This is a genomic window from Agromyces sp. P2_B3 (assembly GCF_056404815.1).
Window position 1 is genome coordinate 258,663 of record NZ_JBFUDH010000002.1, and the last position, 21,129, is coordinate 279,791.

At 70.3% G+C, this 21,129-nt stretch carries 19 protein-coding genes; 13 read left to right on the top strand and 6 right to left on the bottom strand.

The features are described from left to right. Position 1: 1 nt before the first annotated feature. The 3 genes from sdhA to sdhC are packed head-to-tail and all read right to left on the bottom strand — an operon-like array spanning position 2 to position 2,701. Positions 2 to 1,810 carry a succinate dehydrogenase flavoprotein subunit gene (sdhA, locus tag AC1DZA_RS04040; protein ID WP_476771798.1) on the bottom strand — a complete coding sequence of 603 codons (1,809 nt, stop codon included), beginning with the start codon at positions 1,808 to 1,810 and terminating at the stop codon, positions 2 to 4. A 7-nt stretch (positions 1,811 to 1,817) separates the two neighbouring features. Further along, complete coding sequence (locus AC1DZA_RS04045) at positions 1,818 to 2,264, bottom strand: succinate dehydrogenase hydrophobic membrane anchor subunit (RefSeq protein WP_476771799.1); 447 nt, start codon at positions 2,262 to 2,264, stop codon at positions 1,818 to 1,820. A gap of 14 nt (positions 2,265 to 2,278) precedes the next feature. Further along, on the bottom strand, positions 2,279 to 2,701 hold the full coding sequence (sdhC, locus tag AC1DZA_RS04050) for a succinate dehydrogenase, cytochrome b556 subunit (RefSeq protein ID WP_309973315.1): 423 nt from the start codon (positions 2,699 to 2,701) through the stop codon (positions 2,279 to 2,281). Between the two features lie 215 nt (positions 2,702 to 2,916). Here sdhC and AC1DZA_RS04055 point away from each other — a divergent pair, with 215 nt between their 5' ends. From AC1DZA_RS04055 to AC1DZA_RS04105, 11 genes are all read left to right on the top strand, one after another. After that, the gene (locus AC1DZA_RS04055; protein ID WP_476771800.1) at positions 2,917 to 4,041 is read left to right on the top strand and encodes a mannose-1-phosphate guanylyltransferase; all 1,125 of its coding nucleotides are present in this window, start codon (positions 2,917 to 2,919) and stop codon (positions 4,039 to 4,041) included. A gap of 28 nt (positions 4,042 to 4,069) precedes the next feature. Then, entirely contained in the window at positions 4,070 to 5,140 is a 1,071-nt protein-coding gene (locus tag AC1DZA_RS04060; protein ID WP_476771801.1) for a BMP family lipoprotein, read from the top strand. A gap of 202 nt (positions 5,141 to 5,342) precedes the next feature. Beyond that, the gene (locus AC1DZA_RS04065; RefSeq protein ID WP_476771802.1) at positions 5,343 to 6,437 is read left to right on the top strand and encodes a BMP family lipoprotein; all 1,095 of its coding nucleotides are present in this window, start codon (positions 5,343 to 5,345) and stop codon (positions 6,435 to 6,437) included. Positions 6,438 to 6,601: 164 nt separating this feature from the next. Next, positions 6,602 to 8,119: an ABC transporter ATP-binding protein gene (locus AC1DZA_RS04070; RefSeq protein WP_309973308.1), complete on the top strand. Its 1,518-nt coding sequence runs from the start codon at positions 6,602 to 6,604 to the stop codon at positions 8,117 to 8,119. Beyond that, entirely contained in the window at positions 8,116 to 9,507 is a 1,392-nt protein-coding gene (locus AC1DZA_RS04075) for an ABC transporter permease (protein ID WP_476771803.1), read from the top strand. Before AC1DZA_RS04070 ends, AC1DZA_RS04075 begins: the two co-directional genes overlap by 4 nt. Next, the gene (locus AC1DZA_RS04080; RefSeq protein WP_476771804.1) at positions 9,504 to 10,793 is read left to right on the top strand and encodes an ABC transporter permease; all 1,290 of its coding nucleotides are present in this window, start codon (positions 9,504 to 9,506) and stop codon (positions 10,791 to 10,793) included. The genes AC1DZA_RS04075 and AC1DZA_RS04080 overlap by 4 nt, the downstream gene beginning before the upstream one ends. Before the next feature lie 65 nt (positions 10,794 to 10,858). Beyond that, the gene (locus AC1DZA_RS04085) at positions 10,859 to 11,278 is read left to right on the top strand and encodes a cytidine deaminase (protein WP_476771805.1); all 420 of its coding nucleotides are present in this window, start codon (positions 10,859 to 10,861) and stop codon (positions 11,276 to 11,278) included. Next, positions 11,275 to 12,582, top strand: coding sequence for a thymidine phosphorylase (locus tag AC1DZA_RS04090; protein ID WP_476762864.1), 1,308 nt, complete (start codon positions 11,275 to 11,277; stop codon positions 12,580 to 12,582). The genes AC1DZA_RS04085 and AC1DZA_RS04090 overlap by 4 nt, the downstream gene beginning before the upstream one ends. A 66-nt stretch (positions 12,583 to 12,648) precedes the next feature. Continuing rightward, complete coding sequence (locus AC1DZA_RS04095; protein WP_396133139.1) at positions 12,649 to 13,761, top strand: adenosine deaminase; 1,113 nt, start codon at positions 12,649 to 12,651, stop codon at positions 13,759 to 13,761. A gap of 51 nt (positions 13,762 to 13,812) precedes the next feature. Next, a complete protein-coding gene (locus AC1DZA_RS04100) occupies positions 13,813 to 14,286 on the top strand; it encodes a PTS sugar transporter subunit IIA (protein WP_476771806.1) in 474 nt (157 codons plus the stop codon). After that, complete coding sequence (locus AC1DZA_RS04105) at positions 14,283 to 14,567, top strand: PTS sugar transporter subunit IIB (RefSeq protein WP_476771807.1); 285 nt, start codon at positions 14,283 to 14,285, stop codon at positions 14,565 to 14,567. The genes AC1DZA_RS04100 and AC1DZA_RS04105 overlap by 4 nt, the downstream gene beginning before the upstream one ends. Positions 14,568 to 14,641: 74 nt before the next feature. On the opposite strand, the gene AC1DZA_RS04110 is transcribed toward AC1DZA_RS04105, so the two are convergent. The 3 genes from AC1DZA_RS04110 to AC1DZA_RS04120 are packed head-to-tail and all read right to left on the bottom strand — an operon-like array spanning position 14,642 to position 18,048. After that, a complete protein-coding gene (locus AC1DZA_RS04110; RefSeq protein WP_476771808.1) occupies positions 14,642 to 15,508 on the bottom strand; it encodes an SDR family NAD(P)-dependent oxidoreductase in 867 nt (288 codons plus the stop codon). Further along, positions 15,505 to 17,211: a phospho-sugar mutase gene (locus tag AC1DZA_RS04115; protein WP_476771809.1), complete on the bottom strand. Its 1,707-nt coding sequence runs from the start codon at positions 17,209 to 17,211 to the stop codon at positions 15,505 to 15,507. The genes AC1DZA_RS04110 and AC1DZA_RS04115 overlap by 4 nt, the downstream gene beginning before the upstream one ends. Before the next feature lie 9 nt (positions 17,212 to 17,220). Further along, a complete protein-coding gene (locus AC1DZA_RS04120; protein ID WP_476771810.1) occupies positions 17,221 to 18,048 on the bottom strand; it encodes a purine-nucleoside phosphorylase in 828 nt (275 codons plus the stop codon). An 85-nt stretch (positions 18,049 to 18,133) separates the two neighbouring features. Between AC1DZA_RS04120 and AC1DZA_RS04125 the strand changes: the two genes are divergently transcribed. Further along, positions 18,134 to 19,564 (top strand): NAD(P)H-quinone dehydrogenase, encoded by a 1,431-nt coding sequence (locus AC1DZA_RS04125; RefSeq protein WP_476771811.1) that lies wholly within the window; start codon positions 18,134 to 18,136, stop codon positions 19,562 to 19,564. Positions 19,565 to 19,613: 49 nt separating this feature from the next. Further along, on the top strand, positions 19,614 to 21,128 hold the full coding sequence (locus AC1DZA_RS04130; protein ID WP_476771812.1) for an APC family permease: 1,515 nt from the start codon (positions 19,614 to 19,616) through the stop codon (positions 21,126 to 21,128). The last annotated feature ends 1 nt before the right edge of the window (position 21,129 follow it).

Consider the following 21,129-nt stretch of genomic DNA (forward strand, 5'->3'; position numbering starts at 1 on the left):
GTCAGTACTTCCTCTCCATCGGCTGGTAGCGGGTGATGGTCACGGGTTTCCAGTCGAGCCGGATGTGGTCGTCGGCGAGCGAGGAGTGCGCGTCGCCCGACAGGTAGGCCATCGTGTGCTGCATGTAGTTCACGTCGTCGCGGTTCGGGAAGTCGTCGCGCATGTGGCCGCCGCGGCTCTCCTTGCGGTTGCGGGCCGAGAAGACGACGACCTCGGCGAGGTCGAGGAGGAAGCCGAGCTCGACCGCCTCGAGGAGGTCGGTGTTGAACCGCTTGCCCTTGTCCTGCACGGCGATGTTCCGGTAGCGGTCGCGCAGCCCGGCGATCACGTTCGTGACATGCGCCAGGGACTCGTCGGTGCGGAACACCTGTGCACCCTTGTCCATCTCGTCCTGCAGCTCCTTGCGGATCGCGGCGATCCGCTCGGTGCCGTTCGAGTCGCGCAGCAGCTGCAGCATGCGCCGGATGTCGCCGGCGGGGTCGTCGGGCAGCGGCACGAAGTCGGCCGTCTGCACGTACTCGACCGCGTTGCGGCCGGCCCGCTTGCCGAAGACGTTGATGTCGAGCAGCGAGTTGGTGCCGAGGCGGTTGGATCCGTGCACCGAGACGCAGGCGCACTCGCCGGCGGCGTACAGGCCGGGTACGACGGTGGTGTTGTCGCGCAGCACCTCGGCGGCGACGTTGGTGGGGATGCCGCCCATCGCGTAGTGCGCGGTCGGCATGACCGGGACGGGCTCGTACACCGGGTCGACGCCGAGGTAGGTGCGCGCGAACTCGGTGATGTCGGGGAGCTTCGTCTCGAGCACCTCGGCGCCGAGGTGGGTGCAGTCGAGCAGCACGTAGTCCTTGTGCGGCCCGGCGCCGCGGCCCTCCGCCACCTCCTGCACCATGCAGCGGGCGACGATGTCGCGCGGGGCGAGGTCCTTGATGGTGGGTGCGTATCGCTCCATGAACCGCTCGCCCGAGGCGTTGCGGAGGATGGCGCCCTCGCCGCGGGCGCCCTCGGTGAGGAGGATGCCGAGGCCGGCCAGGCCGGTCGGGTGGAACTGGAAGAACTCCATGTCCTCGAGCGGCAGGCCCTTGCGCCAGATGATGCCGACGCCGTCGCCCGTCAGGGTGTGCGCGTTCGAGGTGGTCTTGTAGATCTTGCCGAACCCGCCCGTCGCGAAGATGATCGCCTTGGCCTGGAAGACGTGCAGCTCACCGGTCGCGAGCTCATACGCCACGATGCCCGACGGCTGCTCGACGCCGTCGACCTCGGTCATCACGAGGTCGAGCGCGTAGTACTCGTTGTAGAACTCGATGCCGAGCTTCACGCAGTTCTGGAACAGCGTCTGCAGGATCATGTGGCCCGTGCGGTCGGCCGCGTAGCACGCGCGGCGCACCGGTGCCTTGCCGTGGTCGCGCGTGTGGCCGCCGAAGCGCCGCTGGTCGATCTTGCCCTCGGGCGTGCGGTTGAACGGCAGGCCCATGTTCTCGAGGTCGATGACCGCGTCGATGGCCTCCTTGGCGAGGATCTCGGCGGCGTCCTGGTCGACGAGGTAGTCGCCGCCCTTGACGGTGTCGAAGGTGTGCCACTCCCAGCTGTCCTCCTCGACGTTGGCGAGGGCCGCGGCCATGCCGCCCTGCGCCGCGCCGGTGTGGGACCGCGTCGGGTAGAGCTTCGAGATGACGGCCGTGCGCGCACCGGGGCCGGCCTCGATGGCCGCCCGCATGCCCGCGCCGCCGGCGCCGACGATGACGATGTCGTACTGGTGGTAGTGGACGCCGTCGACGGTCTTCGTCTCGACGTGGGCGCTCTCGGGATTCACAGGTCTCCTAGACGGCGGGGCAGAACGAGGGGAGCAGGTCCGCGGGGGAGCCCGCGGGGCACGGGTCGAACGTGAAGACCACGAGGGTGCCGAGCACGATCAGCACGGCCGCCGCGGCGAACAGCGCGCCCTTCAGCACCTTCTGCAGCGAGCCGGGGTTCGTGTAGTCGTTCACGATGGTGCGCATGCCGTTGGCGCCGTGGATGAGCGCGAGCCAGAGCATCAGCACGTCCCACCACTGCCAGAACGGCTGCGCCCACTTGCCGCCCACGAACCCGAAGTCGATGGCCTTGATGCCCTCGCCGTCGATGAGGTTCACGTAGAGGTGCCCGAAGATGAGCACGAGGAGCACCACGCCCGAGGCGCGCATGTAGATCCAGCCCCACTTCTCCCAGTTCACGCCGCGCTTCCGAGCGGGGCGTGCGGGAGTGCGAGGCGCTTCGATGGCAGTCATGTCCCTGGGCCTCCTCAGTGGCTGAAGACGTTCATCAGGTGCCGGGGCACGAAGGCGAGCATGGTCACGACCCAGAGCGCGATGACCACGTAGAAGAGGACCTTCTGGTGCCGGGTGGCCCAGGCCCAGAAGTCGACGAGGATGATCCGCAGGCCGTTGAAGGCGTGGAAGACGATCGCGCCGACGAGCGCGGTCTCGCCGAGGCCCATGAGGGGCGTCTGGTACGTGCCGATCACCGCGTTGTAGGCCTCGGGGCTGACCCGCACGAGCGATGTGTCGAGCACGTGCACGAGGAGGAAGAAGAAGATCGCGACACCCGTGATGCGATGCAGCACCCACGACCACATGCCCTCTCGGCCGCGATACAGCGTGCCGCCAGGCCTCTGCTTCGCCGGCTTCCCGGATGCGGTCAGGGTTCCTGCCGAGGTCTCTGGCATGAACAACCCTCCCTGGCTGTGTGATACGCCCTGGACATGAGGGCACGACGGGCGCACGGCCCGGTTCGAGTGTAGTCCCGAGCCGATCGCGACGCCGCTTAGGGCTGCCTAACTGTCTCGACATCGAGAGACCTGGCCGAGCGGATGCCGCGTGCCGCGTGCCGTTCGCATGCACGACCCCCGGCCGAAACACGGCGCCCGGTATCCTCGGAGCCATGTCCGATGCATCCCTTCCCCTCGACGGCTTCTACAGCGTCATCCCCGCCGGAGGCGTCGGGTCCCGACTGTGGCCGCTGTCCCGGGCGGACGCCCCGAAGTTCCTGCACGACCTCACCGGGTCGGGCCAGACGCTCCTGAAGGACACGTGGGACCGGCTCGCCCCGCTCTCGGGGGAGCAGCGCATCATGGTCGTCACCGGCCGCGCCCACCGCGCGGCCGTCGAGACGCAGCTGCCCGCGCTCGCCGACGCCAACGTCGTGCTCGAGAGCGAGCCCCGCGACTCCACCGCCGCCATCGGCCTCGCCGCGGCCATCCTCGAGCGCCGGGAGCCCGGCGTCGTGATCGGGTCGTTCGCGGCCGACCACGTGATCTCGGGCGATGCCCTCTTCCGCTCCGCCGTCGCCGACGCCGTGGCTGCTGCGCGCGCCGGCTACATCGTGACCATCGGCATCACGCCCACCGAGCCGGCGGTGGGCTTCGGCTACATCGAGTGCGGCGGACCCCTCGAGGTGCCCGGTGCCCAGCGCGTCGAGGCGGTCTCGAACTTCGTCGAGAAGCCCGACCTCGAGACCGCCCGACGCTACCTCGCGGGCGGCGACCACCTGTGGAACGCCGGCATGTTCATCGCGAAGGCGTCGACGCTGCTCGAGGAGCTCGCGCGCACGAAGCCCGAGCTGCACGACGCGCTCGTCGAGCTCGCCGCGGCATGGGACGACCCCGCGACCCGCGGACCGGCGGTCGACCGCATCTGGCCGACCATCGAGAAGATCGCGATCGACTACTCCGTCGCCGAGCCCGCGGCCGCGGCCGGGCGCCTCGCCGTGATCCGCGGGCACTTCCAGTGGGACGACGTGGGCGACTTCGCCTCCCTCGCCAAGCTCAACACGGCGGGGCGCTCCGGCGAGCTCGCCATCCTGGGCGAGAACGCGCGCGTGCTGGCCGACGCCTCCAGCGGCATCGTGGTGAGTCGCGCGAACCGGGTCATCAGCCTGATCGGGGTGCACGATATCGTCGTGGTCGACACGCCCGACGCGCTCCTGGTCACCACGAGCGAGCACGCCCAGCGGGTCAAGGCCGTCGTCGACGCGCTGCGCCTCGGCGGTTCGAGCGACGTGCTCTAGCGATCACACGAGGGAACGGGAGCTGCGGATGTCGGTGCGACGGTGGTTCGGCAGTGGGGCTGCGCTCGTCGCGGCATCCGTCATGCTCGCGGGCTGTGCACCCGCGCCCGAGTCGGGCGGCAGCGACGCCGCCGACGCCGGGTGCGTCCGCATGGTCACGAACTCGGGTGGACTCGAGGACCGGTCATTCAACCAGTCGAGCTGGGAGGGCCTCCAGCAGGCGGAGGACGAGCTCGGCGTCGAGGCCGAGGCCATCGTCTCGACCGGCGAGACCGACCTGGCGCCCAACGTGCAGCAGGCGGTGGACTCGGGCTGCGAGCTCATCGTGACGGTGGGCTACGAGCTGGCCGAGGCGACGCTCGAGCAGGGCGAGGCGAACCCCGACCTCGCCTTCGCCATCGTCGACGAGACCGTCGAGGGCGACAACGTCAAGCCGGTGGTGTTCGACACCGCGCAGGCGTCGTTCCTCGCCGGGTACCTCGCCGCGGGCGTGTCGAAGACGGGCGTGGTGGCCACGTTCGGCGGTGGCAACCAGCCCCCGGTCACGCTCTTCATGGACGGGTTCGTCGACGGCGTCGCGAAGTACAACGAGGTGCACGGCACCGCCGTGCGGGCGCTCGGGTGGGACAAGGCGAAGCAGGACGGCGCCTTCACCGGCGACTTCGAGGACATCAACAAGGGCAAGGCGCTCACCGAGGGCTTCATCGACCAGGGCGCCGACGTGATCCTGCCCGTCGCGGGCCAGGTGGGGGAGGGCGCGGCCTCCGCCGCGCTCGAGCGCGGCGGCGTGTCGGTCATCTGGGTCGACAGCGACGGGTACGAGTCGCTGGCTGCCGAGTTCCGGCCGGTGCTGCTCACCAGCGTGCTGAAGAACACGCAGGACGCGATGGTCGAGATCGTCGGCGCCGTGCAGGACGGCTCCTTCTCGAACGAGCCCTACGTCGGCACACTCGAGAACGGCGGCGTCGAGATCGCGCCCTACCACGACCTCGCGGCGCTCGTCACGCCCGAGCTCGACGGCGAGATCGAGGGCCTGCGACAGGCGATCATCGCCGGTGAGCTCGTCGTCGATTCGCCCAGCTCACCCGCTTCGCGCTGACCCGGAGCGGGCACGAGGGCCCCGGCCGGGACCGGTGGGCCCCCGTGCGGGGGAGTAGCGGCCTGCTCATATGAGCAGAATGTCGCGTCTTCATAACCATTGCATGTCCCCGGGCGACTGGGCCGGGGCGGCGGCCGCAACATTCGGTAACGTGACTCATCGAGTCCCCGCGACAGTCGGGGCGCAGTCTTTGGAGGACACAGTGAAGGTCACGACCAGGAAGGCCGCCCTCGGCGGTCTTGCGATGTTCGGCGCAGCCGTGCTGCTCGCCGGTTGCGGATCCGCGCCCGAGGACTCGGGCTCCACCGAGGGGGCGGCGGCATCCGACTTCCTCCCCTGCATGGTCTCCGACGCGGGCGGTTTCGACGACAAGTCGTTCAACCAGCTCGGGTTCGAGGGCCTGACCAAGGCCGCCGACGAGCTCGGCGTCGAGCCGGTCACCGTGCAGTCCGACTCCGAGACGGACTTCGCGCCCAACCTGACGAACCTCGTCGACCAGGGCTGCAACCTCATCACCACGGTCGGCTTCGCGCTCGCCGCTGCCGCCGGCGAGTCCGCTGCGGCCAACCCCGACATCGAGTACGTCTCGATCGACGACGTCGTCGACAACGACTTCGACGGCAAGACCGACTCCGACAACATCAAGCCGATCATCTTCGACACGGCCCAGGCGGCGTTCCTCGCCGGCTACGCGGCCGCCGACTACTCGAAGACCGGCGTCGTCGGCACCTTCGGCGGCATGAACTTCCCGACCGTCTCGATCTTCATGGACGGCTTCAAGCAGGGCGTCGACTACCACAACACCGAGAAGGGCACGAATGTGCAGGTCCTCGGCTGGGACGGCACCGACGGCCTCTTCACCGGTGGCTTCGAGGCCAACGACACGGCCCGCAACACCGCGCAGGGCCTCATCGACCAGAACGTCGACGTGCTCCTGCCCGTCGGCGGCCCGATCTACCAGTCGGCTGCCGCGGCCATCCGCGACTCCGGCCGCGAGATCGCGATGATCGGCGTCGACGCGGACTTCACCGAGACCGACCCGTCGGTTGCCGACCTGATGCTCACCTCGATCCTCAAGGGCATCGACGTCGGCACGTACGAGGCCGTCATCGCAGCGGGCAACGGCGACTTCGACAACACCCCGTTCGTGGGCACCCTCGAGAACGAGGGCGTGGGCATCGCCCCGTTCCACGACTTCGAGTCGAAGGTCCCGTCGACGCTCCAGGGCGAGCTCGACGACCTCAAGGCCGCGATCATCGCGGGCGACGTCGAGGTCAAGTCCTACCTCGCCAAGTAGGAACGACGCTCTGATCGGGGAGGTCGGCACCAGCCGACCTCCCCGATCGACGTCCAGGCGCACTTCGGAGCGGAACGCGCAACATCTGCGCAGCACCTCTCCGGCACCCTCAACTTTCGCGCAGCATCTCCGACGGATGCAGCCACCTCAGTAGGATCGGGGACATGAAGCTCGAACTTCGCGGCATCACGAAGCGATTCGGCAGCTTGGTCGCGAACGACCACATCGACCTCACCGTGGAGGCCGGAGAGATCCACTGCCTCCTCGGCGAGAACGGTGCAGGCAAGTCGACGCTCATGAACGTCCTGTACGGCCTGTACCAAGCCGACGAGGGCGAGGTGCTGCTCGACGACCAGGTCCAGCACTTCGCCGGCCCGGGCGACGCCATGGCAGCGCACATCGGCATGGTGCACCAGCACTTCATGCTCATCCCCGTCTTCACCGTCGCCGAGAACGTGATGCTCGGACACGAGGAGACGAAGCTCGGCGGACGACTCGACCTCCCCGCCGCACGCGCGAAGGTGCGCGAGATCTCCGAGCGGTTCGGGTTCGACGTCGACCCCGACGCGCTCGTCGACGACCTTCCCGTCGGCGTGCAGCAGCGCGTCGAGATCATCAAGGCGCTCTCCCGAGACGCGAAGGTGCTCGTCTTCGACGAGCCCACCGCCGTGCTCACGCCCCAGGAGACCGATGAGCTCATGGGCATCATGCGCCAGCTGAAGCAGACCGGCACCTCCATCGTCTTCATCACCCACAAGCTCCGCGAGGTGCGCGAGGTGGCCGACCGCATCACGGTCATCCGCCTCGGCAAGGTGGTCGGCGAGGCGTCCCCGACGGCGACGAACGCCGAGCTCGCGTCGCTCATGGTGGGCCGTGCCGTCGAGCTGACGGTGCACAAGGAGGAGCCCACGCTCGGCGACGCCGCACTCCAGGTGCAGGGCCTCACGGTGATCGACCCCATCGGCCAGCTCGTGGTCAACGACGTGAGCTTCGAGGTCCGCCGAGGTGAGATCCTCGCGATCGCCGGCGTCCAGGGCAACGGGCAGACCGAGTTGACCGAGGCGCTGCTCGGCCTGCAGCCGCGGGTGCAGGGCTCCATCAGGATCGACGGCATCGAGCTCGGCTCGTCCAGCGTGAAGCGGATCCTCGACGCCGGCGTCGGATTCGTACCCGAGGACCGCACGGAGGACGGACTGGTCGGCGAGTTCACCATCGCCGAGAACCTCATGCTCGACCGCAGCGACGGTGCGCCGTTCGTGCGGGGCGGCAGCATCCAGCGTGGCGCCCTCGCCGACTTCGCCCGCGACAAGGTGAAGGAGTTCGACGTCCGCACGCAGGGCATCGATTCCAAGGTGCGGCAGCTCTCCGGCGGCAACCAGCAGAAGGTCGTGCTGGCTCGCGAACTCAGCCGCGAGCTGCGCCTGCTCGTGGCCGCGCAGCCCACGCGCGGCGTCGACGTGGGCTCCATCGAATTCATCCACAAGCGCATCGTCGAGACCCGCGACGCCGGCGTCCCCGTGGTCGTCGTGTCCACCGAGCTCGACGAGGTGGTCGCCCTCGCCGACCGCATCATGGTCATGTACCGCGGCCGCATCGTGGGCATCGTCCCGGGCGACACCCCCCGCGACGTGCTCGGCCTGATGATGGCCGGCGAACAGCCCGCAGAAGGAGCCGCCGCATGAGCGACCCCCGTCAGCCCGACGCCGCCGGCTCGGCCGGATCGACGCCCGCCGACCTCGACGCCGACATCGCCATCGAGGAGCCCGGGGCCGTCGCGCCCGAGGCGTCGCAGGCCGTCGTCGACGGTCAGGTCCCCGTCGCAGGCGCGCCGGGCGCCGCGGCGCCGGCCGAGGTGCCGCCGCCGTCGCGCTGGCACACGACGCTCCACCAGATCACGACCGGCAACGCGATCATCTCGGTGCTCGCGGTGCTGCTGGCCCTGCTCGTCGGCGCGATCATGATCGCGTTCACCGACGAGCGCGTGCAGGAGGCGAGCGGCTACTTCTTCGCCCGTCCGGGTGACACCCTCATCGCCATCTGGGAATCGGTGTCCGGAGCCTACTCCGCGCTCTTCCAGGGCTCGGTCTACAACTTCCGGCGCGACGACTTCATCTCCGGCATCCGCCCGCTGACCGAGACGCTGACCTTCGCCACGCCGCTCATCGCCGGTGGCCTCGGCGTGGGCCTCGCGTTCCGCGTCGGCATGTTCAACATCGGCGGTCGCGGGCAGATGCTCATCGCGGCATCCGTCGCCGGCTGGCTGGCGTTCGGGTTCGACCTCCCCTGGGGCATCCACATGCTGGTCGCCCTCCTCGGCGGCCTCATCGGCGGCGCGCTGTGGGCGGGCATCGCGGGCGCGCTCAAGGCGCGAACCGGGGCGCACGAGGTGATCGTCACGATCATGCTCAACTACGTCGCCTTCTACCTCGTGTCGTGGATGCTGCGCACCCCGGGCCTCCTGCAGGCGCCGGGGTCGAGCAACCCGAAGACTCCCGCGATGAAGGAGACGGCGATCTTCCCCGCCCTCCTCGGACCGCAGTTCAACCTGCACTTCGGCTTCATCCTCGTGGTCGTCGCGACGATCATCGTGTGGTGGATCCTCAGCCGGTCGAGCCTCGGCTTCCGGTTCCGCGCGGTGGGCGAGAACCCCAACGCGGCGCGCGTCGCCGGCATCAACGTGCCGTCCATGTACATCTACGCGATGCTCATCTCCGGCGCGCTGCTCGGCCTCGCCGGCGTGAGCCAGGTGCTCGGCACCGTCACCACCGGCTTCACGGCCGGCATCGACGCCGGCATCGGATTCGACGCGATCACCGTCGCCCTGCTCGGGCGGTCGACGCCTTGGGGCATCTTCGTCGCCGGCATCCTGTTCGGCGCCTTCAAGGCGGGCGGCTTCTCGATGCAGGCGGCCGAGGGCGTTCCCATCGAGATCGTGCTCGTCGTGCAGTCGCTCATCGTGCTGTTCATCGCGGCGCCGCCGCTCGTGCGCACGATCTTCCGCCTGCCCGACCCGGCTTCGCCGAAGCGCAGACCCGTCCCGAACGTCACGCAGGAGGTGAAGGCGAAGTGAGCACCGCCGTGCAGCACCCCGCTCCCGCGCCGCAGGTCGTCGCGCTCGACACGACCGTCGTCACGAGCTGGAAGGCGCCGATCGCGTTCGCGATCTTCACGCTCCTCGCGATCGCCCTGGCGGTCTTCGCGCCGCAGGACGGCGAGACGACTTTCCGCCTGTCGACCCAGTCCGACGTGATCCAGCTCCCCGAGATCACCGTGCCCACGATGCCGACCCTCTGGATCACCATCGTGCTGCTCGCGCTCGCCACCGCCTACTCCGCCATGCTCGTGGCGTCGAAGCGCCGCGTGCCGATCTGGCTCGTCGTGGTCTTCGCGATCCTGTTCATGTTCGGCTTCCTGACGTGGGCGGCGTCCGGTGCGGCGATCCCCGTGATCGGGCTGCTGTTCGGCTCGCTGAGCCTCGCGGTGCCGCTCATCTACGGCTCCCTGGCCGGCGTCCTCGGCGAACGGGTGGGCGTCATCAACATCGCGATCGAGGGCCAGCTGCTCGCCGGGGCGTTCACGGCGGCGGTGGTGGCGTCGATCACGGGCCAGCCGATCCTCGGGCTCATCGCGGCGATGGTGGCCGGCATGCTCGTCGGCATGGTGCTCGCGGCATTCGCGATCAAGTACTTCGTCGACCAGGTCATCGTCGGTGTGGTGCTCAACGTGCTCGTCGTCGGCCTCACGAGCTTCTTCTTCTCCCAGGTCCTCGCGCCCAACGCGGCCCAGCTCAACACGCCGCCCCGCTTCGAGCGCCTGCCGATCCCCGTGCTGAGCGAGATCCCGATCATCGGGCCGGTGCTCTTCCGCCAGACCCTCGTCGTCTACCTCATGTACGTCGCGGTGGCGCTCGTGTACTTCGGGCTGTTCCACACCAAGTGGGGCCTTCGCCTCCGCGCGGTCGGCGAGCACCCGCAGGCGGCCGACACCGTGGGCATCAAGGTGAACCGCACCCGGTTCTGGAACGTCGCCCTCGCCGGCGCCATCGCCGGCCTCGGCGGCACGTTCTTCACCATCGGCTCGGGCATCGCCTTCAACAAGGAGATGACCGCGGGCGCGGGCTTCATCGCCCTCGCCGCCGTGATCTTCGGCCAGTGGGACCCCATCAAGGCGACCCTGGCGGCCCTCCTGTTCGGGTTCGCCTCGAACCTGCAGAACACGCTCTCGGTCATCGGGTCGCCGGTCCCGAGCGAGTTCATGCTCATGCTGCCCTACGTGGTCACGATCTTCGCCGTGGCCGGGCTGGTCGGCAAGGTGCGGGGGCCCGCTGCGGCCGGCAAGCCGTACATCAAGTCCTGAGCGGATGCCGCGTGGCCGCGGCATCCGTCATCTCACCGAAGGCCGATCCTGAACGGGGGAGCACCATGACCGCAACGGATGCGATCGACTGGGCCTCGCTGCGCGACCGCGCGCGCGAGGCCATGGCCAAGGCCTACGTGCCGTACTCGGAGTTCCCGGTCGGGGCCGCCGCGATCGTCGACGACGGCCGGGTCGTGAGCGGATGCAACGTGGAGAACGCCTCGTACGGCGTGACCCTCTGCGCGGAGTGCTCGCTCGTCTCGGCGCTCGTCATGTCGGGCGGCGGCAAACTCGTCGCGTTCTCGTGCGTGGACGGGCACGGCAACACGCTGATGCCGTGCGGTCGCTGCCGGCAGCTCCTCTACGAGCACTCCGCCGAGGGCATGCTCCTCGAGACGGTGTCGGGCGTGAAGACGATCGATGAGGTGCTGCCCGACGCGTTCGGTCCCCGCCAGCTCGCGGAGTTCAAGGGGGCGTCCGCATGAGCGCGGTCGAGGCCTTCGACGCGGTCGACCTCATCCGCGCGAAGCGCGACGGTCACGAGCTCGACACCGCCGAGATCGACTGGCTGATCGACGCCTACACGCGGGGCTACGTCGCCGACGAGCAGATGTCGGCGATGACCATGGCGATCTTCCTCAACGGGATGTCCCGTCGTGAGATCCGCGACATGACGATGGCCATGATCGCGTCGGGTGAGCGCATGGACTTCTCGGGCCTCGGCAAGCCGACGACCGACAAGCACTCCACCGGTGGCGTGGGCGACAAGATCACCCTGCCGCTCATGCCGCTCGTCGCGACCTTCGGGGTCGCCGTGCCGCAGCTCTCCGGTCGTGGGCTGGGCCACACGGGCGGCACCCTCGACAAGCTCGAGTCGATCCCCGGGTGGCGGGCCGACCTCACGAACGACGAGATGTTCGCCCAGCTCCGCGACGTCGGCGGGGTCATCTGCGCCGCCGGATCGGGGCTCGCGCCGGCCGACAAGAAGCTCTACGCGCTCCGCGACATCACGGGCACCGTCGAGGCGATCCCGCTCATCGCGTCGTCGATCATGTCGAAGAAGATCGCCGAGGGCACGGGGGCGCTCGTCCTCGACGTGAAGTTCGGCTCCGGCGCCTTCCTCCAGGACATCGAGCGCTCGCGCGAGCTCGCCCGCACGATGGTCGAACTCGGCGAGGATGCCGGTGTGGCGACGTCGGCGCTCATCACGAACATGAACGTGCCGCTGGGCCTCACGATCGGCAATGCCAACGAGGTGCGCGAATCCGTCGAGGTGCTCGCCGGCGGCGGACCCGCCGACGTGCGCGAGCTCACGGTCGCCCTCGCCCGAGAGATGCTCGAGCTCGCCGGCGTCCACGACGCCGACGTCGAGGCGGCCCTCGACGACGGCCGGGCCATGGACACCTGGCGACGGGCGATCGCCGCGCAGGGCGGCGATCCCGATGCGCCGCTGCCGGTGGCGCGGGAGCAGCACGTGGTCACCGCCGATCGGGACGGAGTGCTCGTGAAGCAGGAGGCCCTGCCCTTCGGCATCGCCGCGTGGCGCCTCGGCGCCGGCCGGGCGCGCAAGGAGGATCCGGTGCACCACGCGGCCGGCGTCGAGCTGCACGCGAAGCCCGGCGACGCGGTGCGTGCCGGCGAGCCCCTGTTCACGCTGCACGCCGACGAGCCGGCCCGGTTCGGTCGCGCGCTCGAAGCGGTGCAGGGCGCCTATCGCATCGGCGATGCGGGTGAGGCCGTCGAGGACGGCGGCCCGCTCATCGCGGATCGGATCGGGCGAGACCGCTAGCCCACGAGCTTCGAGATTGCCGAGACTTCGCGGGCGGGGCGCCGCTATCGTGGACACGTGAACACGATTCCGACGGAGTACCGCCTCGAGGGCGACGGCACGAACATCCAGGCGCTGCCGAAGGTGTCGCTGCACGACCACCTCGACGGAGGCCTGCGCCCGCAGTCGCTCCTCGAGCTCGCCGACGAGATCGGCCTCGAGGTGCCGGCGTCCGACGGCGAGGCGCTCGCGGCATGGTTCGCCGAACAGTCGAACTCCGGCTCGCTCGTGGAGTACCTCAAGACGTTCGATCTCACGACCGCCGTCATGCAGACCCGCGCGGGCCTGCAGCGCGTCGCGCGCGAGTTCGTGCAAGACCTGGCGGCCGACGGCGTGATCTACGGCGAGATCCGCTGGGCGCCCGAACAGCACCTCGCGCGCGGGCTCAGCCTCGATGAGGCCGTCGAGGCCGTGCAGGAGGGCATCGAGCAGGGCATCGACGATGCCCGGCACCAGGGGCAGGCCATCCGCGCCGGGCAGCTGGTCACCGCGATGCGACACGCCGATCGCGGGCTCGAGATCGCGGAGCTCGCCGTGCGTCACCGCGACCGCGGCGTGGTCGGATTCGACATCGCGGGCGCCGAGGCCGGGTTCCTCCCCGCACGTCATCGCACCGCCTTCGACTTCCTCGCCTCCCAGTTCTTCCCGGTCACCGTGCACGCCGGCGAGGCCGACGGGCTCGAGTCCATCCGCAGCGCGCTCTTCGACGGTCGCGCCCTGCGCCTCGGCCACGGCGTGCGGATCGCCGAAGACCTCACCATCGAGCGGCAGGACGACGAGAACACCTATGTCTCGCTCGGGCCCATCGCGCAATGGGTACGCGACCGCGAGATCGCCCTCGAGACCAGCCCCTCGTCGAACCTGCAGACCGGCGCGATCGCGGCGTGGGGGGACGAGCTCGTGGACCACCCGTTCGACCTCCTCTACCAGCTCGGGTTCCGCGTCACGGTCAACACTGACAACCGCCTCCAGAGCGGCACCTCCCTGACGCGCGAGCTCTCGCTGCTCAGCGACGCCTTCGGGTACGACCTCGACGACTTCGAGACCTTCCAGCTCAACGCCGCGGCATCCGCCTTCCTCCCGCTCGACGACCGCGAGGAGCTCGCCGAGCTCATCCAGGACGGCTTCGACGAAGCCTGACCGGCGCCGCGAGGCTTCGCCGCGACCCCACGCGCCCTGAACGGACCCCCAATGACCACCATCCCCTCGCTGCCCGACACCGCCGTGGTGCTCGGCGCCACAGTCGACGACTGGCGCGCCGCCGTGCGCGAGGCCGGCCGGGCGCTCACCCGATCGGGAGCGACGCGGTCGGAGTACGCCGACCGAATGATCGCCGTCATCGAGGAGTTCGGCGCCTACGTGGTCATCGCCCCGGGCCTCGCCCTGGCGCACGCCCGTCCGGGCCCCGACGTGCGGCGCGAGGGCCTCGCGGTCGTCACGCTCGCCGAGGCGGTGCCGTTCGGGCATCCGCACAACGATCCCGTGCGCGTGGTCGTCGGGCTCGCCGTCTCGAACGCCGAGGAGCACGTGGCATCCGTCGCGCGGCTCGCGAACGCGTTCAACGACAGCGGCATCGTCGGCCGCATCGCCCGCGCGACGACCGCCGACGAGGTGCGCAGCCTGCTCGGCGTCGAGGCGAGCCCAGTCGAGGGCGCCGGCGCATGAGGATCGTGGCGGTCTGCGGTGCGGGCGTGGGCACGTCGGCGATCCTGAAGGTCAACGCCGAGCGCGCCCTCGATCGCCTCGGCCTCAGCGCCGACGTCAGCGCCAGCGACCTCGCCGGCATCTCGGATGCCGCGGCCGACGCCCAGGTGATCATCACGTCGACCGAGCTCGCCGGCGCCGTGCGGCAGGCCATCGGCCGCAGCTTCGCCGAGGTCGTCGAGGTCGTGAACTACTTCGACGTCGAGGAGATCGGCGCGAAGCTCGAGGCCTCGCTGGGCTAGGCGGTTCCGCCCGTGGCCCGTCGCCCGTCGCCCGTCGCCTGTCGGCGGAGAGCGGAGCACGGCGCGCGCCGTGCTCACTCCCGGAGTTCGGCGAGGAGGGACTCGGGAGTGAGGGCGCCGGCCAGCGGCCGGCGGGCGCTGGCGGGGTACCGCTGCAGCTGGAACTCCCCATCCGCTGCGTTCACGACCCGTCCGGTCCACGGACATTCGCGTGATGCGAGCAGGACGGCAGCGGGAGCGATGCTCGCCGGGGTGAGCTCGTCGGCGCCGGTCGGGCGCCGGAAGATCCGGGTCGCTGCGATGGGCTCGATGGCGTTGGCGAGGATGCCGTGCTCCGCCCCTTCGCCCGCGAGCCCGTTCATCAGCCCGAATTGGGCCGCCTTGCCGACCCCGTAGGCCGTGACGTCGGACCCGTCGATGGGTCGCAGGCCGTAGCTCGACACCGTGAAGACGAGGCGGCCGTAGCCGCGTTGCCGCATCGACGGCCAGACGGCGCGGGCGAGCCACCACGCCGATTCGACGTTCACGGCGAGCATGCGCCGCCACTCTTCGTCGGGCGTCGATTCGATGCCCGCGTACCGCACGATGCCGGCGCTGTGGACGAGGGCGTCGATGCGGCCATGCCGGCCGAGCACCCGCTCGACGAGTCCGGTGCATCCGCCCTTCGTCGCGAGGTCCTGCGTCTCGGGCTCGGCGAGGATGCCGGCGGCCGACAGCTCGCCGGCCACGCGGGCGGCCACCGCGGCATCCGCAACAGTGCCGTCGCGCTGAACGCCGGCGTCGTGCGCGATGATCGTCGCACCGCGCGTCCCGATCGCCTCGGCGTAGGCGCGACCGAGACCGCCTGCGGCGCCGGTGACGACCACGACCTGCCCGTCGAATCGGATGCGTTCGGCTGGATCGCCCTTCGCCTCCGACCGCGCGTTGATCGACCCCGTCATGCCGTGAGTTGACGCATCCCGGCCTCGAGGGCCTCGACGGCGGCGGATGCCGCGGCGCGGCGCTCGTCGACCGAGCCATCGGCGCCAACGGCGTCGATGTAGACCTTGAGCTTGGGCTCGGTGCCGCTCGGCCGCACCATGACGCGGGCGCCGCCCTCGAGCACGATCCGCAGCACGTCGGAGGGCGGGAGCGCGCCGAAGCCGTCGGCAAGGTCCTCGATGCGCTCGACGCGGATGCCGCCGACGGAGGCGGGCGGCTCGGCGCGGAGCCGCGCCATGATGGCGCCGATGCGCGAGAGGTCGGTGACGCGCAGCGAGACCTGCGTCGAGGCGAAGCATCCGAACCGCTCGACGAACTCGTCGAGATGGTCGGCGACCGTGCGGCCGCGCGCCTTCAGCTCGGCGGCCAGCGACAGGAACGCGACGGCGGCCGAGATGCCGTCCTTGTCGCGCACGGTCGCGGGGTTCACCAGGTAGCCGAGCGCCTCCTCGAAGCCGAAGACGAGCCCGGGCGCGCGGGAGATCCACTTGAATCCGGTGAGCGTCGCCTCGAAGTCGAGGTCGTATGCCTGCGCGACGGCCTCGAGGCCCGGTGACGACACGATCGAGCACGCGAGCGCGCCGTTCGGGCCGGAGTCGCCGGAGGCGTCGGCGGCATGGCGAGCCGCGCGCCATCCGAGGAGCAGCCCGACCTCATTGCCGCTGAGGCGTCGGTAGCCGCCCTCGGCGCCAGGGTCGGGGATGGCGACCGCCAGCCGGTCGGCGTCGGGGTCGTTGGCGATCACGAGCTCCGCGCCGACGGCGCGGGCCTCCTCGAAGCTGAGGTCCATCGCCCCGGGCTCCTCGGGATTCGGGAACGCGACGGTGGGGAACGCGGGATCGGGGGAGATCTGGGCCGCCACGGGCGCCGGAGCGTCGAAGCCGGCTTCCGCGAAGACGCGAGCAGCCGTCGCCCACCCGACGCCGTGCATCGCGGTGTAGACGACCCGGGGCTGCGCGGCGGGCGGGTCGGCGACCAGGGCGGTGCGGCGGATGTACTCCTCGAGGAGGTCTTCGCCGACCGTTTCGAACGCGCCGCGCGGCAGCTGCGGCACGCTCACGGTCGCAGCCACGCGCTCGATGTGCGCGGCGATCTCGGCGTCGGCGGGCGCGACGATCTGCGAGCCGTGGTCGCTGCCGCCGAGGTACACCTTGTAGCCGTTGTCGTTCGGGGGATTGTGCGATGCGGTCACCATCACGCCGGCAGCGGTGTCGAGGTGACGCACGGCGAATGCGAGGACCGGCGTCGGGAGCAGCGTCGGCAGCAGCAGCGCCCGAACCCCTGCGCCGGCCATGATCTCGGCGGAGTCGCGGGCGAAGACGGCGGAGTTCTTGCGTCCGTCGTAGCCGATGACGACCGAGGGCGTCTCGCCGGGCTCTGCGCGCTCGACCAGGTAGGCGGCGAGGCCCGCGGCGGCCTGCGACACGAGCACGCGGTTCATCCGGTTGGGGCCGGCGGCGATCTCGCCGCGGAGCCCGGCGGTGCCGAACGCGAGTCGGGTGTCGAAGCGGTCGGCGAGGTCGGCGACGGCTGCCGCGTCGCCGGTGCGCGCTCCCTCGACGAGGGCGGCCAGCTCGGCGCGGGTCTCGGGATCGGGGTCCTGGGCGATCCAGGACTCGGCGAGGGCGAGCCGTTCGGCGTCGGCGTCGTTCGTCTGCGGCATCCGTGTCTCCTACAGCTCTGCGACGATCTTCGCGAGCAGGTCGGAGATCACGGATTCGGCGGCGCGACCGGCTTCGATGACCTCCTCGTGGCTGAGCGGCGTCGTCTGGATGCCGGCGGCGAGGTTGGTGATGAGCGACATGCCGAGGATCTCCATGCCGGCCTGGCGGGCGGCGATCGCCTCGAGCGCGGTGGACATGCCCACGATGTGGCCGCCGATGGCCTTGGCCATCTGCACCTCGGCGGGCGTCTCGTAGTGCGGCCCGCGGAACTGGCAGTAGACGCCCTCGTCGAGGGAGGGGTCGATGGAGCGCGCGAGGTCGCGCAGGCGACGCGAGTAGAGGTCGGTGAGGTCGATGAACGTCGCGCCCTCGAGGGGGGAGTCGGCCGTGAGGTTGATGTGGTCGCTGATCAGCACGGGCGTGCCCGGGGTCCACGTCTCGCGGATGCCGCCGGCGCCGTTCGTGAGGATCATCGTGGTGGCACCAGTGGCGGCGGCGGTGCGCACGGAGTGCACGACGCGGCGCACGCCGTGCCCCTCGTAGTAGTGGGTGCGCGCGCCGATGACGAGCGCGCGCCTGCCGTTCGGCAGCGCCACCGAGCGCAGCGTGCCCACGTGGCCCTCGAGCGCGGGCTTCGAGAAGCCGGGCACGTCGGCGGCGGGGATGGTGTGGGTCGTCTCGCCGATGAGGTCGGCCGCGCGGCCCCAGCCGCTGCCGAGGGTGAGGGCCACGTCATGGCGTTCGACCCCCGTGAGCTCCGAGATCCTCGCCGCGGCCTCGGCGGCGATGGCGAAGGGGTCGGCTGTGGGGTCGTCGAGCGGGTTGGCACCATGCATCCCACCACTCTAATGACGGCGCGGATGCCGCCGCTGGCGCGTGCTCGTTTGCTGGCTCGCCGCGCACATACGACAGAATGTGAGCATGGCCTACGAGTTCGAGCGCACGCAACGGATCGCCGTCCTCGGAGGAGGACCCGGCGGATATGAGGCCGCCCTCGCGGGCGCCCGACTGGGAGCGGAGGTGACGCTCATCGAACGGGCGGGGGTCGGCGGCTCCGCGGTGCTCACCGACGTCGTGCCCTCGAAGTCGCTCATCGCCACCGCCGAGGCGTCCAACGCCGTGAAGGAGGCGGCCGACCTGGGCGTGCAGTTCTACGCCAAGGGGCAGTCCGACAAGGCGGTGAAGCCCAGCGTGGCCATCAACCTCGCGGCGGTGAACAAGCGCCTCCTGGGGCTCGCGGCCCAGCAGTCCGAGGACATGCGCTCGAACCTCATGGATGCCGGGGTGAACCTCGTGCAGGGCGAGGGCCGGCTCGACGGCTCGAACGCGATCATCGTCGCCACGGCCAAGGGCGGCACCGACTTCGACCGCATCGAGGCCGACACCCTCGTCATCTCGGTGGGCGCCACGCCGCGCATCCTCCCCTCGGCCGTGCCCGACGGCGAGCGCATCCTCACGTGGACCCAGCTCTACGACCTGCCCGAGATCCCCGAGCACCTCATCGTGGTCGGCTCGGGCGTGACGGGCGCCGAGTTCGCCTCCGCGTACCGCGCGCTCGGCTCGAAGGTGACGCTCATCTCGAGCCGCGACCAGGTGCTTCCGGGCGAGGACGCGGACGCGGCATCCGTCATCGAGAAGGTCTTCAAGCGCAACGGCATGAAGGTGCTGAACAAGTCGCGGGCCGAGTCGGTCGTGCGCGACGGCGATGGGGTCGTGGCCACGCTGACCGACGGGCGCGAGGTGCGCGGCAGCCACTGCCTCATGGCGGTCGGCTCGGTGCCGAACACGGCGGGCATCGGCCTCGAGGAGGCCGGGGTGCAACTCTCCGACAGCGGGCACATCCGGGTGAACCGCGTCGCGCGCACCTCCATCCCCAACATCTACGCCGCCGGCGACTGCACGACCTACATCCCGCTGGCGTCGGTCGCGTCGATGCAGGGCCGCACCGCGGTGTTCCACGCGATGGGCGACATCGTCGACCCGCCCGAGGAGCGCAACATCACCTCGAACATCTTCACGCAGCCCGAGATCGCGACCGTCGGGTGGACGCAGAAGGACATCGAGGAGGGCGTCGTGCCGGGCGTCATCTACAAGCTCCCACTCGCCTCGAACCCGCGCGCGAAGATGATGGGCATCCGCGACGGGTTCGTGAAGCTGTTCGCGTCGAACGGCTCGGGCGCGATCATCGGCGGGGTCATCGTCGCCCCTCGCGCCTCCGACCTGATCTTCCCGCTCACCCTCGCGGTGGAGCACCGGCTCACGGTCGACCAGTTCGCCGAGGCGTTCCCGATCTATCCGTCGCTGACCGGTTCGCTGACGGATGCCGCGAGGGCCATGCACGTCGTACGCTGAGACGCGACGCGGCGCAGCGGGGCGGCGCGCAGGGACTCGGGGGAGATCCATGAATCTGCGAGTGAAGTCCGTCGAGGCGTCGATGGCCGACGCCGCCGACCACGAGCGCAGCCTCAGGCGATCGCTCGGCACGTGGGACCTGGCGCTCATGGGCATCGCCGTCGCGGTGGGCGCGGGCATCTTCTCGGTGGGCGCGCAGGCCGCGGCGAACTTCGCCGGGCCGAGCGTGATCGTCTCGTTCATCCTCGCGGCCGTCACGTGCGGCCTCGCGATCATGTGCTACGCCGAGTTCGCCTCGACGGTGCCGGTCGCCGGAAGCGCGTACACGTTCACGTACGCGACGATGGGCGAACTGCTCGCCTGGATCATCGGCTGGGACCTCATCCTCGAGATGTTCACGGGCGCGGCCGTGCTCGCCAAGTACTGGGGCGTCTACCTCGGTGAGGCGCTGCTCGCGTTCGGGCTGCCGTTCCCGGCCACGCTCGAGATCGCGAGCATCGACGTGAGCTGGCCGTCCTTCCTCATCGTCGCGGTCTTCACGGTGCTGCTCGTCGCGGGCACGAAGCTCACGGCCCGCGTGGGGTCGGTGTTCACGATCATCAAGGTCGCGATCGTGCTGTTCGTCATCGTGGTGGGGTTCTTCTTCATCAACGGCGCCAACTACGTGCCGTTCATCCCGGAGGCGGTCCCCACCGAGGGTGGCTCGAGCGACGTCTGGACCCAGTCGCTGTTCGCCTGGGCCACCGGAGCCGAGCCCGCGAAGTACGGCATCTTCGGCATGCTCTCGGCCGCCTCGCTCGTGTTCTTCGCGTTCATCGGGTTCGACGTGGTGGCCACGAGCGCCGAGGAGGTGCGCGAACCGCAGAAGCGCCTCCCGCGCGGCATCTTCCTCGGGCTCGGCATCGTCACGCTGCTCTACGTGCTCGTCTCGATCGTGATGACCGGCATGGTGTCGTACACCGAGCTGGCGGCAGAGGAGACGCCGTCGCTCGCGACCGCGTTCCGCCTCGTCGGACAGGACTGGGCCTCCGCGGTGATCTCGATCGGCGCGCTCGCGGGGCTCACGACGGTCATCATGGTGCTGTTGCTCGGCCTGTCTCGCATCGTCTTCGCCCTCAGCCGTGACGGGCTCCTGCCGCGCTGGCTCTCGAAGACCACGGAGCGCACCAAGACGCCGGCACGGATCCAGATCATCGGCGGCACGATCGTCGCCCTGGTCGCGGCGTTCACCGACGTGGGCCTGCTCGAGGAGATGATCAACATCGGCACGCTCTCGGCGTTCGTCCTCGTGAGCCTCGGCATCATCGTGCTGCGGCGCACGCGTCCCGACCTGCCCCGCGGCTTCCGCGTGCCGTGGTCGCCGGTGCTGCCGATCATCTCAGCCGTGCTCTGCTTCTGGCTGATGCTCAACCTGACGACCCTGACGTGGGTGCGGTTCCTCGTCTGGCTCGTGATCGGCGTCGTCGTCTACCTGCTCTACGGACGCCGCCGCTCCCGCTGGGGCAACGCGGGCGTCAGCGAGGTCGAGCTGCCGACGCCGCAGGGCGCGCCGGCGGCCGACTGAG

Bases quoted from the DNA above. Each gene is read 5' to 3' on its own strand.
- AC1DZA_RS04045 (WP_476771799.1), bottom strand. From the start codon at position 2,264: ATGACTGCCATCGAAGCGCCTCGCACTCCCGCACGCCCCGCTCGGAAG.
- sdhC (WP_309973315.1), bottom strand. From the start codon at position 2,701: ATGCCAGAGACCTCGGCAGGAACCCTGACCGCATCCGGGAAGCCGGCG.
- AC1DZA_RS04055 (WP_476771800.1), top strand. From the start codon at position 2,917: ATGTCCGATGCATCCCTTCCCCTCGACGGCTTCTACAGCGTCATCCCC.
- AC1DZA_RS04060 (WP_476771801.1), top strand. From the start codon at position 4,070: ATGTCGGTGCGACGGTGGTTCGGCAGTGGGGCTGCGCTCGTCGCGGCA.
- AC1DZA_RS04070 (WP_309973308.1), top strand. From the start codon at position 6,602: ATGAAGCTCGAACTTCGCGGCATCACGAAGCGATTCGGCAGCTTGGTC.
- AC1DZA_RS04075 (WP_476771803.1), top strand. From the start codon at position 8,116: ATGAGCGACCCCCGTCAGCCCGACGCCGCCGGCTCGGCCGGATCGACG.
- AC1DZA_RS04085 (WP_476771805.1), top strand. From the start codon at position 10,859: ATGACCGCAACGGATGCGATCGACTGGGCCTCGCTGCGCGACCGCGCG.
- AC1DZA_RS04090 (WP_476762864.1), top strand. From the start codon at position 11,275: ATGAGCGCGGTCGAGGCCTTCGACGCGGTCGACCTCATCCGCGCGAAG.
- AC1DZA_RS04100 (WP_476771806.1), top strand. From the start codon at position 13,813: ATGACCACCATCCCCTCGCTGCCCGACACCGCCGTGGTGCTCGGCGCC.
- AC1DZA_RS04105 (WP_476771807.1), top strand. From the start codon at position 14,283: ATGAGGATCGTGGCGGTCTGCGGTGCGGGCGTGGGCACGTCGGCGATC.
- AC1DZA_RS04110 (WP_476771808.1), bottom strand. From the start codon at position 15,508: ATGACGGGGTCGATCAACGCGCGGTCGGAGGCGAAGGGCGATCCAGCC.
- AC1DZA_RS04115 (WP_476771809.1), bottom strand. From the start codon at position 17,211: ATGCCGCAGACGAACGACGCCGACGCCGAACGGCTCGCCCTCGCCGAG.
- AC1DZA_RS04120 (WP_476771810.1), bottom strand. From the start codon at position 18,048: ATGCATGGTGCCAACCCGCTCGACGACCCCACAGCCGACCCCTTCGCC.
- AC1DZA_RS04125 (WP_476771811.1), top strand. From the start codon at position 18,134: ATGGCCTACGAGTTCGAGCGCACGCAACGGATCGCCGTCCTCGGAGGA.
- AC1DZA_RS04130 (WP_476771812.1), top strand. From the start codon at position 19,614: ATGAATCTGCGAGTGAAGTCCGTCGAGGCGTCGATGGCCGACGCCGCC.